Origin of the sequence: Mesorhizobium amorphae, from assembly GCF_014843845.1 — a bacterium.
Lineage (GTDB): Bacteria > Pseudomonadota > Alphaproteobacteria > Rhizobiales > Rhizobiaceae > Mesorhizobium > Mesorhizobium amorphae_A.
Genome location: NZ_JHQS01000017.1, coordinates 84,746 through 100,175, shown reverse-complemented (window position 1 = coordinate 100,175; position 15,430 = coordinate 84,746). Strand labels below are relative to the sequence as shown.

The window sequence follows — 15,430 nt, the reverse complement described above, 5'->3', positions numbered from 1 at the left end:
GCGTTGGTCGCCGCTTGCCGCATCAAGGTTCACGCAATCGATCAAGCCACGAAAAACCCCGCCGGATTGCTCCGGCGGGGTTTGGTCTTTTGGTACCAGGATTACGGCTTGGAGTTCAGGGTGGCCGGATCCTGCTGGTCCACCTGCGGCGCGCGCCTTGGCAGGACCTGCTGGAGGATGTTCGGATTGAGCAGCAGGTTCGGGTTGATCTCCGGCTGCCTGCGGATCGGCACGCAGTTCGGATACCTTCCAGTCGTCCCGGACGGGCAGCGCCTGATGATGATCGGCTGGCATTGGCCGTTGATCAGCTGCGAGCCCGGCGCGCATTCCTGCCGAACCCTGCGGCAGGCGCCGTCACGGACCTCGGTGCCGCGCGGGCAGACACATTCGCCGCGCTTGTTATGCACCTGACCGCGGATCGTGCACTGCTCGAGCTGCGGCTTCTTCTGCCGGCAGGCGCCATTGCGGATCTCCGTACCCTTCGGGCAGACGCAATTGCCGTTGGAGTCGTGGACCTGGCCGCGGATCGTGCACTGCTCCGGCTTTGGCCGAACCGGACGACAGGCACCATTGCGCACCTCGGTTCCTTTCGGGCAGACACAATCGCCGTTGGCGTTGTGGACCTGGCCGCGAATGGTGCACTGCTCCGGTTTCGGCCTGATCGGCCGGCAGGCGCCATTGCGCACCTCGGTCCCCCTCGGGCAGACGCAATCGCCGTCTGCGTCATGGACCTGACCGCGAATGGTGCACTGCTCGGGCTTCTGCTTGTCCCGCACGCAGGCATTCGCATTCCTGTCGAGATGCGTGCCGGCGGGGCAGCGGCAGCTGCTGCCGTCCGCTGTCGGGACCGAACCGGGGATGGTGCAGCCCTGCGTGACTTTTACGCAGGCACCATTCTCAAGCTCGGTTCCGCGCGGGCAGATGCAGCGTCCGTCCTCGGTGCGGATCTGGCCCTTCAGCAGGACGCAGGGCTTCGGCTTCGGGTCGGTGATGACGCCGCCGCCGGGCGAGCACTGGCCGTTGCGGAAGGTGGTGCCGGGCGGGCAGACGCACCTGCCGGCATCGTTCATGACGAAGCCTTGCGAGCATTCCTTCTCCACCTCGTTCCTGATGGTGAAGGGATGGCAGGCATAGGCCCTGCCGCGATCGCCCTGGATGTTGGCCTGATCGCCGGAAAGCATGTCGCCGCCGCCTTGTACCCTTGTGTCGGGAGACAGGACGCCAACGCAGTTCTGGCCGTTGACCGTGCCCTGCAGATTGGCCAGACGGCCGTCGTCGGGAATGACCACGGTGACAGCGTGTACGTGGCTTTCCCCGGCGCCGAGCGTCAGGCTGGCGACGCAGGACAGGGGCAAGGTTGCCGGTTCCGGCGAGCAGCCGAAGGGCGGCTCGATCGAGGTGATCGCAACGCCTTCCAGCCTGCCGAGGCCTTCCACGCCGATCGCATCACCGATGCGGACCGGACCTGAGAAGGGGGTCGTCCCGTCATTCGTGATGGTGATCTCGAATGTGCAGGGCGCACCTGGCTGGCACTCGCTGTCGCCGGTCTTCTCGACGCGGATGGTCGAGACCCCGCCGCCCTTGGCGCAAGCCTGGCCGATCGGGTAGACGATGTCGTCTCCCGGCGCCGGTCCGTAGGAGCCGCGCGCGCAGTTCTCGAACTCGCCATTGGCCGAGACCGTCACGTCGAAATGCCTGGACGTTCCGGGCGTCATCACGGCGCCGGGAATCTGGCACGACAGCGCATTGGCCGGGACCGGCCCGCAAGTCCATTCCGCGCCGTCAGGAGTGACGGTCTGGATCTGGACGGGCGCGCCGCCTGCCACCAGCGTCGCGGCATCGTTGACCCGCACCGGACCGGTGGGGGCAGCGGTGCCGAGGCTGATGACGGTGATGCGGCAAGAGATGACCGCGGCACCGGCGAGCGAGCCGTTGCACACTTTGGTGATGCGCAGGGTCGGCTTGCCGCCATTGGGATGACGGAAGCGTTCCTTGGCGCAGGCCTTGTTGTTGGTGAGGTCGACCTCACCGGGGATGGGCTTCAGCGCCGCGCAGTTCTCGACGGTGTCCGACTGGTAGCCGGCCGGCATCACCGCCTTGACGACGATCGGCGTCGAGGCGCCCGGCATCAGCACGATGCCGGCATTGTCGCAGCGGAACTGGCCGGGGCCATTCGGTCCGCATGTCCAGGGTGGGCTCGGACCGAAGGTCGAGGACGCCGGCGCGCCGCCTGGATAGTTGTCGATGACCGTCAGCGGCCCGTTATAGGGGACGCTGCCGTTGTTGATGATGTCGATCACGAAGTAGCAGATGCCGTCGGGCGTGCAGACCGGGATGCGGGCACGCTTCTTCAGGATCAGGTCGACCTTCTTTTCGACCGGCGGCCGGCATTCCGGATCACGATCGCCACGCCGGCAGATCGGGATCGAGGCGCAGCCGCGATCGTTCTGCTGGCTGCCGAACAACGGCTTGCCGCTGGCGCCATAATTGTAGGTGGCGCAGTTGCGCAAAGCACCGCCTTGCCAGCCCCCGGTCGGCTTGAAGCCGAGCTTGAGGTCGACGGAAGCCCCCGGGTTGAGCGTGGTCACCGGATGGGTGCACGTCATCGGCGTTGCTCCGGGCACGCAGGCCCAGGGCGGATTCGGCCCTGAATCGAGCGTGGAACCGGCCGGCAGCGTCACCTCGTCGAGCACGATCTTGCCGTGATAGGGCGCGCCGCCGACATTGGTGACCCGGATGGTGAAGTCGCAGCCGCCGGCCATCGTGCAACGCGACACGTCGGCGCGCTTCTCGACCTTGAGGTCCGGCTCCTTGTCGGGCGGGCATCTGAGGTCGCGTGGAATGACGATGTCGATGGTCTGCGAGCAACACAGGCCCCAACCCTCTTCCGGACCGGCATAGGTCTCGATGCCGGTGACGATGAGGTGGATGACGTCGCCGGGTGATGCCCCGACGATCTTCCAGTTGAGCACACCACCGCCCGCCGGCACCAGTTGCGTGTCGGGGACGATGGTGATGCCGGGCGTCGTCGTCGACACCTGCACCCACTTGCCGCCCATCTCCGGGCCAACCGGCATGTGGTAGATGAAGGCGCCGCCACCGGGCACGCAATCGACCTTGCCGCGCTCCACCTTGAAGCACTCCTTGCCGGGAGGTGGCGGCGGCCGGTTGCACTTGGTCAGGTCGATCTTGATCGAGGTCTTTTCGCCGGTGAGGAAATCGCCATCATCCGGTTTGCTCGGATCCTGCGACGGGATGATCTTCGCGGTGCCTGGTCCGGCGGTCACGGTGATCAGACCCTGGTTGTCGACGATCGTCGGCGCGGGAAACGCCGCATGATCGATCTTGGCCGTGATGCGGAAATTTATGATGCGCTCGTTCGGAGCGCCGACGCCGTCGAGATCGGCGGCGGAAATCCGGAAATCGGAAACCGTCGCCGTGTCGTTCGGATCTGCCGACGTGCTGATCGTGGCACCCGGCAGCGGGCCGCCGGACGAATCCGTGCCGTCGCCGGACACGTTCACGTTGACGATCTCAAGGCCGTGCGGAAGCTGGTCCTTGAAGTCGACCCTGACCTTTTTCAGTCTGGCCACGAAGCTTGGATCGGCAAATCCCTGCGGATCGCCGCGCAAGCCGAAGCTCAGCGAATAGACGACGTAGTCGCAGCCTCTTTGAGTGCCCTTTTTGGTGAGGAAAGGCACGATCCGGTCGGGCCTTGGATTGACGACGCGCGAATTGTCGAGGTCGAGCCGCAGCTCCGGGCTGATCGGGACAGCGTCTTGCGCGAAGCCTTGTACCGGCGTCAGCATGGCGACCGCGATACCGGCCGCCATCAGCCAGCGCGCGCCGCGCCTGGCGAGTGACAGGGGTTTCATGATCGTCTCCATGACGGTTGGTTGCGTGCTGGTTGACCGGTTGCTCTGGGCGAGCGGGGAAAGTGCGAGATTCATCATCTTTCCCTCCTCACGGTTCGCAGCTGACGGCTGGCGTTCTGAGCGGCACGGTCATCTTGCAGCAAGGGAAGTAGCCGCCCTTGTCGCGGTCGGACTGCCTGTAGAAGCAGAGCCCGACATTGACGGTGTCGCCCGGATAATGGCCGGTGATGTTGATCGTGTAGGGCGCGCCGGGCGCATGCGACATGGGTGAGGTTACCCCGACGCCTGGCGTCCTGGACGAAGCCTTGATCGAATCGCCGCCGAAGCCGGCATGGTCATGGAGATAGAGATCGGCCTCGAGGCCGGAGGGCGTGCAGAAATACTGGACGTCTTCCACATCGAGACATGGAGGCAGATCGCCGGGCGGTGGGAAGTCCGGCGGATAGAACGGTGGCAGATAGCCGCCCGGTATCTCCTCATAGTAGCCGGCACGACCCTCGCAGGGGCGCCAGACCTCGACGTCGCCGACATGGCCTTCCACCTCGGGGTCTTCGAAATAGCCGTCGAAGTCGACGAACCACGAGCCGAAGGGCGGCACGTTGGCCGGCTTGACCAGCGGCGTCGGCGTGATCTGCACGCCGTGCACGGCAGGCGGCCCGCCGGCGGCGAGCTGTTCGGCCAATGCCGGATTGTCGCGCAACTTGTCGCCGGTGTTGACCAGCGTGTCGGCGCAGGAGCGGGTGTCGAGATTGCCGTCCGCGTCATAGCCATACTGCAGGTCCAGGCCACCGGCCGACTGCCGGTTGCCCTGCGGGAAGCCGACCGCATATTCCTGCGGCTCTTCCACCCAGACCGATTCCGTTGCCGGATCGTCCGGATTCTCGCGCCAGTAGCGGATGACCTCGCCTTTGCCGGAATCGGCGAACTGGCTGTAGTCGTAGCGGTTTTCCACCGGGCCGCGCTGCGCCAGGTACATGAAGCCCTGGTTGTCGAAAGCGATGTCGGTGACGGCGTAATCCTTGTCGGCCTTGACCGTCAGCTCCCAGCGCGGATCGCCGGCGAAGCTGCCGTCGCGCGCAATGCCCACCGACCAGATCTCGGCCTTTTCGCCGACAGAATAGTAAACCCGGCCGCCATGATAGGCGACGGACCAGACGCGGCGTTCGTCCTGCGTGTAGCCCCAGCTGTCGGGGTCTTCGCTGTCGAAGGCCGCACCCTGGATGTCGATCACCGCGCCGTCGTCGGCGACAGGGGCGAGCCCGTGCGCCGGGCGCCCGGCAACGCCGTGGTCGAAGCTGTCGATCAGCGCGCCGTTGGCGTCGATGCGATGGATGAGGCCGGTGTCGAGGTCGCTGGCGAAGAACTGGCGGTGAATGCTGTCGAAGCTGATATCGCCGAGGCCGGGACCGCTGTTGGTGTCGATGTCGGCGAATTTGGACACGGCGCCGGTGATGCCGTCGATCTTCCAGATCGTGCCGGGACCGCCGCCGTTCTCGATGCCGAACTGGCCGTCCATGAAGGTAGCGCCCGCCGTGCCGCGGCGTTGGCGTTCCGGCCGTCCGTCGGCGTCTTCGTCAGGCGTGACGATGCGGATGCCGTGCATCGACGTGGCACCGGCATAGAGGTTCGGAATGCCCGAGGGAACGCCGTCGCGCACGCCGTCGTCATAGGCCAGCGCAAACACCTGGCCGACCTGCTCGGCCGTCACCTCGAAGGGCGGCGGCGTGTAGACGAGCTGGCCCGAGGCCGGTCCGCCCAGCCCTGAAACGTCGAAAACGCGCAAGGTTGCGCGCGTGGTGTCGATGAAGGTTTCGTCGACCGGATCGACGCCAGGCGGCAAGCCTTCCTCGAAGCCGGGAATGATGGTGCCGGAAAATCCGGTCACCGCCATCGAACCGGGATAGATGATCTGGGTTTCCTGCGCTTGGGCAGGGCTGCCCAGCCACAGGCCGGCGGTCAGCGCCAATACCAGTAAAGCGCTGGCGGTTTGCCTTGCGCGGCGCAAACGGCCAGCGCGAGAGGGCACGAACGAGCCGTGATCGCGAGACATGACATTCCCCCCACAGGATACTGGAGAAACGTCCGGAGTTGCCGCGCGAATCAGGGCAAGGCGCGGCGTTCCGTCACGTTCGTCCCTGATCGAATTGTCTGCTTTCCTCATAGTCACGATACGCCGGCTCTTACGCAGGGTCAACGGAATCAGCGGAAAGCCCAGCGCATCGACTCCGTCCCGAAGGCGGTGGTCGCGCTGAGCTTCTGTTGTTCCCGGAGACCATGGAGCCTCTGGGTGTCTGGTCATGGCGGGCTTTCCTTTCCGGGCCGCATCATGCGGCAACCTCACGTCAGTCGCGGAAGGAGGCGGAAAGGTTCATCGGCCGGGACAAAGGCCCGTGCGTTGGTCGCTCAGTTTGATCGAAGTGACTGACGGCAAGGTGCCGTCATTGCGGATCGGCGCAATTGGCGAAGGGTTTCACCAGATCCAGTCGCCCCTGCCCAGCACCGACACCGCATCGACGATGCGGGTGAAGCTCACACGAGCCCGGCCGACGGTGTGCCTGGCCCTGAGATAGCCATGCACCAGCCCCGGCTCCTCGAACCAGACGGCGCGCCCGCCGGCGGCAAGGATGCGGTCGCGATAGGCCTCGCCGTCGGAGGATAGCGGGTCGCATTCGGCGGTGATCAGCACGGTCGGCGGCAGGTTGGCGAAATCGGTGTCGGCGAGCGGCGACACAGTGATGTCGCCGGTCCGATCCACGCCGCCGGTGCGGATGTGCTTGTAGTATTCGATGTCGCGCACCGTCAGCATCGGCGCCTCGGCATGAGTCACATAGGAGTCGCGCGAGCGATCTCCTGAGCCATTCGAACGGTCGCCGAAAAGCCCTGCATAGATCAGCACCTGGCCGATCGGTTTTTTAGCGCGGCCGCGCGTCGCATGGCTGACGGCGGCGCAGAGATTGCCGCCGGCGCTGTCACCGCAGAGCAGGACCGGGCAGTTGTAGGTCTTGGTGGCCCATTCGAAGGCGCCCAATACGTCATCGAAGGCAGCGGGGTGCAGATGCTCCGGCGCCAGCCGATAGTCGACGGAGACCACCTCGTAGCCGGTGCGGGCGCAAATCTCGGCGCAGACATCGTCATGGCTGTCCAGCCCACCAAGAATGAAGCCGCCGCCGTGGGCATAGAGCACCATCGCGGCGTTGTTTGGCGTCGCGTTGCGGTAGATGCGGATCGGGATGTCGTGAATGGGCGCTGCAATGACAGTGGTTTCAGCCGTCACGCCTTTCGGATAGCCGGCAAAGAATTCCCGGCACATCCGGTCATAGATCGCACGCTGCTCGGCGATCGTGTAGTCGATCGTGTCGGGCGGATAATGGGAATTGGTGCGCTCGATGAAGGCCCAGGTCTCGGCGTCGATGAGGGTTTTGTAGTCGGTCATGGCTGCTGAACGGACTGCGTCCTACCTGCCCTTCCACACCGGGTCGCGTTTTTCGGCAAAAGCACGAAAACCTTCCATGCCGTCCTCGGAACCGTAGAGGGCATCGACGGTCGGCAGCTGCCGGCGCGTCACCTTGTTCATCGCCTCCTGGAAGGTCAGCGCCTCGGCAACGCGCGCGGTCTCCTTGATCGCGGCAAACACCAGCGGCGGGCCGCTGGCGAGCAGGCGGGCAATCTCCCAGACGCGGTCCTCGAGTTTGTCCTTCGGCAGCACCTCGTTGACCAGCCCCCAGCGATGCGCCTCGGCGACATCCATCCAGCGACCGGTGAGCAGAAGGTCCATGGCGACATGGTAGGGAATGCGCTTCGGCAGCTTGATCGTCGCCGCGTCGGCCAAAGTGCCGGCGCGAATCTCCGGCAGCGCGAAGGAGGAATGGTCGGAGGCGTAGATGAGGTCGCAGGACAGCGCCAGTTCGAAGCCGCCGCCGACCGCCATGCCGTTGACGCAGGCGATGACCGGCTTGTTGAGGTCGCGCAATTCCTGCAGGCCGGCAAAGCCGCCGACGCCATAATCGCCGTCGACAGCATCGCCGCCGGCTGCCGCCTTGAGATCCCAGCCGGCGCAGAAGAACTTGTCGCCGGCGGTCTTCACGATCGCCACGCGCAACCCGGGATCGTCGCGGAACGCCTTGAACGTCTCGCCCATCAGCCGCGATGTCTTGAGGTCGATGGCATTGGCCTTCGGCCGATCGAGCGTGACTTCGAGGATCGTGCCCTCGCGGCGGGTGGTGATGACCTCAGCCATTCTTCTTTTCTCCCAGCACCAGCAGCGCGTCGGCGATCCAGGCGCCCTTGCCTTCGGCGCAGACGATCAGCGGGTTGATGTCGAGTTCCTCGATCTCGCCGGCATTCTGCTGTACGAAGGCGGCGATGCCCGATATCGCCTCGATGGCAGCCGCGACATCGGCTTTCGGCCGGCCGCGATAGCCTTCGAGCAGCGGATAAAGTTTCAGGCCGCGAAGCGCCGCCTCGATGTCGTCGCGCGTCGCCGGCAGCATCAACGTGACGCTATCGCGCAACAGTTCGACCAGCACGCCGCCGGTGCCCAGCGTCATCACCGCGCCGAACATCGGGTCGCGGGTGAAGCCGACGATCAGCTCGGCGACGCCATCGCGCACCATGCGCTCGGCATAGAGGCCGGTGCCCAGCGGGCCGAGATCATGAGCGGCGGTGCTGACGGATTCGGCATCCTTGAGGTTGAGCAGCACGGCGCCCATCTCGGATTTGTGGGTGACGCCCAAAGCCTTCAGCGCCACCGGGAAGCCCAACGCCATGGACGAGATCACCGCCTCGACGGCATTGCCGGCGCGCTCGCCTTTCGGCACCGGCAATCCGGCCTCGATCAGTCGCGCCTTGGCTTCGGACTCGTCGGGCGTGACATGGCCGCCTACCGGCGCGCCCGATGCCGAGGTGTCGATCGGCTGTGCCTGCGGCTCGCGCCAGGCCCAGCCGATGAACGCGGCCGCCTGGGCGGCGTCCATCGCCTCGGAAATGCCGAACAGAGGCACCATGCCGCGCGCCATCAGGCCTGCCGTGTATTCCTCGGGCAGGTTTTCCGGCAGCGACGAGACGATCGCGCCTTGCGCCTTGTTGGTCTTGAGCGCCGATTCGAAAGCGCGCAAGGTTGCCCACCAGTCGGTATCCGAGCAGCGGTCCGGGCGCGGGAAATCGAGCACCAGCATGTTGAGGTCGAAGCCGCCCGACACCATGGCGGTGAAGGTGGCGGTCATCGCCGGTTCGTTGTTCCAGATGAAGGTGTGGTAGTCGAGCGGGTTGGCGACCGCGACCAACGGCCCGAGCGTCGATTTGACATGGGCGCGGTGCTTGTGGGTGAGCTCCGGGAAATTGACCCAGCGCCCTTCGGCGCTGTCGGCCATCACGGAGGCTTCGCCGCCCGAACAGCTCATCGACGACAGCCGGTAACCGGGCAACGGGCCGGTGACGTGCAGCAGCTTCAGCGCCTCGATGAAGGCGGGGATGGAATCGACGCGAGCGATGCCCAGCCGCTTCAGGAACGCGCCCGAGGCGGCGTCCGAGCCGGCCAGCGAGGCGGTGTGCGAAACGGTCGCCTGCCTGGCCTGTTCGGAGCGGCCGACCTTCATGGCGATGATCGGTTTTTTCAACTCGCGGGCACGTGCCGCCAGCCGCTCGAAGCCGGCTACCGAATCGAAGGCCTCGATATGCAGCCCGAGCGAGGTGACGCGCTCGTCCTCGATCAGGCCAAGCGCCATTTCGGACAGGCCCGTCTGCGCCTGGTTGCCGGCGGTCATCAGGAAGGCGATCGGCAAGCCGCGCTTCTGCATCGTCATGTTGATGGCGATGTTGGATGACTGGGTGATGATGGCGACGCCGCGGCCGCCCTCGGCCAACCTGATGCCGCCATGCTGGTCGGGCCACAAAAGCGCACCGTCGGCATAGTTGATCAGGCCATAGCAGTTCGGGCCGATGATCGGCATTTCGCCGGCAGCGGCGACCAGCTCGGCCTGCAGACGCTCGCCATCCTCGTCATAGGCTTCCGTCTCGAGGAAGCCGGCGGCAAAGCAGACGGCGCCGCCGGCGCCACGCTCGGCGAGTGCCTTGACCACCTCGATGGAAAGATGCCGGTTGACGCCGACAAACGCGGCATCGGGTGCACCCGGCAGGTCGGCGACCGAACGATAGGCCTTGCGCCCGGCGACCTCGTCCTTGGTCGGGTGCACCGGCCAGATCTCGCCGGCAAAGCCCATCTTGATCGACTGGGCGACCACGGCGGCAGCCTGCGCCCCGCCGAACACGGCAATCGATTTCGGGCGCAGGAGACGTTCGAGTTTATGCATGGTCATCTTTTCGTTTGAGCACGATCTTTTCCAAACATGCTCTAAGCGCCGAACGGACGCAGCAGCGCCCGCGAAATAATATGTCGCTGAATCTCCGAAGTGCCTTCCCAGATGCGCTCTACTCGGGCGTCGCGCCAGATGCGTTCCAGCGGCAGGTCGTCCATCAGGCCCATGCCGCCATGTATCTGGATCGCCTCATCGGCGACGAAAGCGAGCATCTCGGTGGCCTTCAGCTTGGCCATGGCCATGTCCTGATCGGTGACGGTGCCCTGATCGTACTTCCAGCCGGCTTTGAACACCATCAGGTCGGCGGCCTTCAGTTCGGTCGCCATGTCGGCGAGCTTGAACGACACGCCCTGGAATTTTCCGATCTGCTGGCCGAATTGCTGGCGCTGGGCGGCATATTCGACGGCATGGCCAAGCGCACGCTCGGCGCGGCCTAGACAGGTGGCGCCGACCTGCAGGCGGGTGGCGCCGAGCCAGGAGTTGGCAACGTCAAAACCCTTATGCACCTCGCCGAGCACCTGGCTTGCCGGCAAGCGGCAATCGTCGAATTCCAGGATGGCGTTGGTGTAGCCGCGGTGCGAAACGTTGCGGTAGCCGTCGCGCACCGCAAAACCCTTGGTGCCCTTGTCGACAAAGAAGGCGGTGATCTTCTTGCGCTTGCCGCGGGGCGAATCCTCCTCGCCCGAAGCCATGAAGACGATGGCAAAGTCGGCGAGGTCGGCGTGCGAGATAAAGTGCTTGGTGCCGTTGAGTACCCAGTCGTCGCCGTCCTGCACGGCGGTCGCCTTCATGCCACGCAGGTCGGAGCCGGCGCCCGGCTCCGTCATCGCCAGGCAGTCCCACTTCTCGCCGCGGATGCATGGGAACAGATATTTTTCGCGCTGTTCGGGCGTGCCGGCGAGAAGGATGTTGGAGGGACGCGCCACGCAGGTCCAGTGCAGCGCGTAGTTGGCGCGGCCAAGCTCCTTTTCGTAGAGCAGCCAGGTCACCGTATCCAGCCCGGCGCCACCGACGTCAGCCGGCATGTTGGCGGCATAGAGCCCGGCCTCGATCGCCTTGACCTTGATCTCCTCGATCAGCTCGCGGCGCAGCACACCGGTGCGTTCCACCTCGCGCTCATGCGGGTAAAGCTCGTTTTCGACGAACGCGCGCGTCGTCTCGACGATGAGTTTTTGCTCCTCCGACAGACCGAAATCCATGGTCTCAGCCCCTCTTCTTTTTCTTCGGCTTTTCGGCTTTCTTCACCGGCTTGCTCGCCTTGGCCTTTTCGGCCGCTTTGGAAGCGGTCGGCTTCTTCGCCGCCAGCTTGGCCAGCTGCCTGGTGTAGTCTTTGTGCAGGGCGCCGGCGCCCCAGCCCTTGCCCTTGTTCTGCTTCGACAGTGCTTCCATGATGGCGACCAGATTGTCGTCGCGGATCTTTTCCAGTTCGCGGATCGACAGGCCATGCGCCTGGTCGTCCGACTGGGTGGCGATCAGGTCGACCAGCTCGTCGTTGAACTCCGGCACGTCCATCAGCTTGGTCCACGGCCATTGCAGGCAAGGTCCGAACTGCGCCATGAAGTGGCGCATGCCGGCCTCGCCGCCGGCGACGCGGTAGACCTGGAACATGCCCATCTGCGCCCAGCGCAGGCCGAAGCCATAGCGCATGATGTCGTCGAGCTCCTCGACCGTGCAGATGCCGTCCTTGATCAGCCATAGCGCCTCGCGCCAGGCCGCTTCCAGCAGGCGGTCGCCGACGAAGGCCTCGATCTCCTTGCGGATCACCACCGGCTTCATGCCGATCGAGGCGTAGATCTCCCTGGCGACCTCTATCGCCTCGGGGAAGGTCTGCTCGCCGCCGACGATCTCGACGATCGGCAAGAGGTAGACCGGATTGAACGGATGGCCGACGACCAGCCGCTCCGGATGCTTCTTCATCGCCACCTGCATGTCGGTTGGCTTGATGCCGGAGGTCGAGGAGCCGACGATGGCATTGGCGGGCGCGTGCGCGTCGATCTCGGCCAGCACGCGGTGCTTGAGGTCGAGCCTCTCCGGCACGCTTTCCTGGATGAAGTCAGCGTCGGAAACCGCTTCGGCGATGGTCTTGGCGTAAGTGAGCTTGCCTTCCTTGGGCAGGCCGCCGGGCAGCATCTGCTTGTAGGCGCGCCGCGCGCCCTTCATCACTTCGCCGACCTTGCGGGAGGCTTCCGGATCGGGATCGAAGATCGACACGTCGATGCCGTTCAAGAGCAGCCGCGCCACCCAGCCGGCGCCGATGACACCGCCGCCAATGGCGGCCGCCTTGTTGATGATGCTCATGCGGAGGCTCCGGTTCTTTTGTTCGCCATGTCTGGATCGATGAGGGGCACGCGCTCGCCGGTGCGGATGACCGATGGGTCGTAGGCCTTGCGGGCAAAGACTTCGAGCACGAAGGGCCGGAAGAAGTCCATCGGCAGCGTCTCGTAGTCGGGGTCAAAGCTTGACTGGTCCCAGCGCTCGCAGAATTGGTCGCAATCGTCGAAATAGGCGTGCCCGGCGAAGCGGTCGCGCGCGTGAGGATTGCCGCCGAGATGATGGGCGTAATAGAGGCGCTGGAAATCGCCGTGCTTTTCCACCACCCAGGTGCATTGCTCGCGCACGAAAGGTTTTAGGATCGCAGCCGCATATTCGTCGTGGTTGTAGGGCGCGTAGATGTCGCCGATGTCGTGTAGCAGGGCGCAGGCGATCCAGTCCGTGTCGGCACCGTCACGCCAGGCGCGGGTGGCGGCCTGCAGCGAATGGCCGAGCCGGGTGATCTTGTAGCCGGACAGGCCCTCGTCGAGCTGCACCAGCGCGTCGAGCAGCCGCTCGCCGGTCCTGGCAGCGTAGTCGATCTCATGCGCGGTCAGGAACTCATAGTCCTCCCGGTCGCCATCCTTCATCGCGGTGAATTTGACGGTAGTCATTTCGACACCCTCCAAACTACGCGGCGATCGGCGCCCGCTTGGTCAGGTTGAGCTTCTGGCGCACTTCCTCCGGCCCGAGGATCCTGGCACCGAGATTGGTGACGATGCTGGACGCGCGCTCGACCAGTTGTGCGTTGGTAGCCAGTACGCCCTTGTCGAGCCACAGATTGTCCTCGAGCCCCACGCGGACATTGCCGCCGGCCAACACCGCGGCGGCAGCATAAGCCATCTGGTTGCGGCCGATCGAGAAGGCCGACCAGTTCCAGGTCGACGGCACGTTGTTGACCATGGCCATGAAGGTGTTGAGGTCGTCGGGTGCCCCCCACGGCACGCCCATGCAGAGCTGCACCAAGGCGTCCGGCTTCAGCACCTCTTCCTCGACCAATTGCTTGGCGAACCACAGATGGCCGGTGTCGAACGCCTCGATCTCCGGCTTGACGCCGAGCGCCGTCATCATGCCGCCCATGGCGCGCAGCATGCCTGGCGTGTTGGTCATGACATAGTCGGCTTCGGCGAAATTCATCGTGCCGCAATCCAGCGTGCAGATTTCCGGCAGGCACTGGCGCACATGTTCGACGCGGTTGGTGGCACCGCCCATGTCGGTGCCTTTTTCATTCAGCGGCAGCGGCGCTTCCGGCGACCCGAACACCATGTCGCCGCCCATGCCGGCGGTCAGGTTCAGCACCACGTCGACATTGGCGTCGCGGATGCGCTCGGTCACTTCGCGGTAGAGATGCACGTCGCGGCGCGGCTTGCCGGTCTCGGGATCGCGGACATGGCAGTGGACGATCGCCGCACCGGCCTTGGCTGCGTCGATCGCCGAATCGGCGATCTGCTTGGGCGAACGCGGCACATGCGGGCTGCGGTCCTGCGAGCCGCCGGACCCGGTCACGGCACAGGTAATGAAGACCTCACGGTTCATTGCGAGCGGCATGAAATTTCCTCCCAATCGAAACAGACGACAACATTGCGCTACTTGCCGGAAACTGTTTTGCGTTTTACGAAGGTGATATGATCAAAAGCGAAAAATCTGAAATCTTTCGCGCCGAGCGTTCACCGCTCAAGGTGACGCTGCTGGTGTTTTCAGGCTCGTCGATCATGTGCGTGGCCTCGGCCATCGATCCGCTGCGCGCCGCCAACCGCATCGCCGGCGAGACACTGTTCGACTTCAAACTGGTTTCGGTGACGGGCGAGGCGCCGGTGACGACTTGCGGCCTGCCGGTGGCGGTCAGCGGCCGCTTCGATGCCACCGACGTCACTGACGTGCTTGTCGTCGTCGCCGGTTTCGGCACGCAGAACTATGCCACGTCGGCGCTGCTTGCCGGCCTGCGCCGGGCTGCGCGGGCCGCACGGGCCTGCGGCGGCGTCGAGGCCGGCACCTGGCTGGTCGCGCGCGCCGGCCTGCTGGAAGGGCGCAGCGCCACCACCCACTGGGAAGACATGGAGGATTTTTCGTCGGCCTTTCCCGGTGTCGACGTGCGCCCCGACCGCTACGTCATCGACGGTCCCGTCTTCACCTCCGGCGGCGCCTCGCCGACCTTCGACCTGATGCTGCATTTGATTCGCACCCGACTCGGCATGGCGGTGGCGCTCGATGTCGCCAGCGTGTTCATCTACGACCAGGCACGCGCCGCCACCGACGCTCAGCCGCTGGTCTCGCTTGGGCGCCTTGATGGCTATGATCCCAGGTTGGCGCAAGCCATCCGGCTGATGGAAGCGCATGTCGACCAGCCGCTGACCATCGCCGCGGTGGCCAAGCGCGCCGGGGTGACGGCGCGGACGCTGGAAAGCATTTTTCGCAAGTCGATCGGAGAGACGCCGGGCGCCTATTACCTCAGGCTCAGGCTGGGTGCCGCACGCCGGCTGGTGGTCGATACGCGCGTCGCCATGGCAGACATCGCCGGGCGGACGGGGTTTTCGTCCGCCGCAGCGTTTTCCAGAGCGTTTTCAAGAGCTTTCGGCGAAGCGCCGGTCAGGCTGCGCCGGGGATAGTGCGTGTCGCCCAAAGTGTGTAGCAGTTTTGGGATAACGACATGCATAGAACAAAGATTCCAAAGCGCGGACCGCATTGGTGGATCAAGCCGCGTTTTGACGATCGCTGCCGTTGTCGATCTGCGAGCGCATCTGTCTCGCCAGACGGACTTCGAATCGGCTGCTGACAGCGCGATCCCATTCGTTCTTCACATCGTCGGTAGGTCTCGGCAACGCCATCAGCCGATCGATGATCGATCCGGTCTCGCCGGACGAGAGCAGGGCGTCGATTTCGCGTTCGTGCTGCATATCGGTTCGCCTCCTTCTTCTTCACCCGCCACAGGAG

General features: G+C 65.0%; 11 protein-coding genes. 1 reads left to right on the top strand and 10 read right to left on the bottom strand.

What is annotated here, in order from left to right:
* Positions 1-101: 101 nt before the first annotated feature.
* From DH08_RS10820 to bcoG, 9 genes are all read right to left on the bottom strand, one after another.
* Complete coding sequence (locus tag DH08_RS10820) at positions 102-3,953, bottom strand: DUF7929 domain-containing protein (protein ID WP_192179300.1); 3,852 nt, start codon at positions 3,951-3,953, stop codon at positions 102-104.
* Positions 3,954-3,963: 10 nt separating this feature from the next.
* A complete protein-coding gene (locus DH08_RS10815; RefSeq protein WP_246800771.1) occupies positions 3,964-5,925 on the bottom strand; it encodes a hypothetical protein in 1,962 nt (653 codons plus the stop codon).
* Positions 5,926-6,345: 420 nt separating this feature from the next.
* The gene (locus DH08_RS10810) at positions 6,346-7,308 is read right to left on the bottom strand and encodes an alpha/beta hydrolase (RefSeq protein ID WP_192179298.1); all 963 of its coding nucleotides are present in this window, start codon (positions 7,306-7,308) and stop codon (positions 6,346-6,348) included.
* A 21-nt stretch (positions 7,309-7,329) separates the two neighbouring features.
* Positions 7,330-8,112: a carnitinyl-CoA dehydratase gene (locus tag DH08_RS10805; RefSeq protein ID WP_192179297.1), complete on the bottom strand. Its 783-nt coding sequence runs from the start codon at positions 8,110-8,112 to the stop codon at positions 7,330-7,332.
* Positions 8,105-10,183, bottom strand: coding sequence for an acetate--CoA ligase family protein (locus tag DH08_RS10800; RefSeq protein ID WP_192179296.1), 2,079 nt, complete (start codon positions 10,181-10,183; stop codon positions 8,105-8,107). Before DH08_RS10800 ends, DH08_RS10805 begins: the two co-directional genes overlap by 8 nt.
* Before the next feature lie 41 nt (positions 10,184-10,224).
* The gene (locus tag DH08_RS10795) at positions 10,225-11,388 is read right to left on the bottom strand and encodes an acyl-CoA dehydrogenase family protein (protein WP_192179295.1); all 1,164 of its coding nucleotides are present in this window, start codon (positions 11,386-11,388) and stop codon (positions 10,225-10,227) included.
* A 4-nt stretch (positions 11,389-11,392) separates the two neighbouring features.
* Complete coding sequence (locus DH08_RS10790; RefSeq protein ID WP_192179294.1) at positions 11,393-12,487, bottom strand: carnitine 3-dehydrogenase; 1,095 nt, start codon at positions 12,485-12,487, stop codon at positions 11,393-11,395.
* Positions 12,484-13,113: an HD domain-containing protein gene (locus DH08_RS10785; RefSeq protein ID WP_192179293.1), complete on the bottom strand. Its 630-nt coding sequence runs from the start codon at positions 13,111-13,113 to the stop codon at positions 12,484-12,486. Before DH08_RS10785 ends, DH08_RS10790 begins: the two co-directional genes overlap by 4 nt.
* Positions 13,114-13,129: 16 nt before the next feature.
* Positions 13,130-14,047 carry a 3-dehydrocarnitine:acetyl-CoA trimethylamine transferase BcoG gene (gene bcoG / locus DH08_RS10780; RefSeq protein WP_192179292.1) on the bottom strand — a complete coding sequence of 306 codons (918 nt, stop codon included), beginning with the start codon at positions 14,045-14,047 and terminating at the stop codon, positions 13,130-13,132.
* A gap of 77 nt (positions 14,048-14,124) precedes the next feature.
* Here bcoG and DH08_RS10775 point away from each other — a divergent pair, with 77 nt between their 5' ends.
* A complete protein-coding gene (locus DH08_RS10775) occupies positions 14,125-15,105 on the top strand; it encodes a GlxA family transcriptional regulator (protein WP_192179291.1) in 981 nt (326 codons plus the stop codon).
* A gap of 84 nt (positions 15,106-15,189) precedes the next feature.
* Here the strand turns inward: DH08_RS10775 and DH08_RS10770 are convergent, their stop codons facing one another.
* A complete protein-coding gene (locus DH08_RS10770; protein ID WP_006202320.1) occupies positions 15,190-15,393 on the bottom strand; it encodes a hypothetical protein in 204 nt (67 codons plus the stop codon).
* Positions 15,394-15,430: the final 37 nt, after the last annotated feature.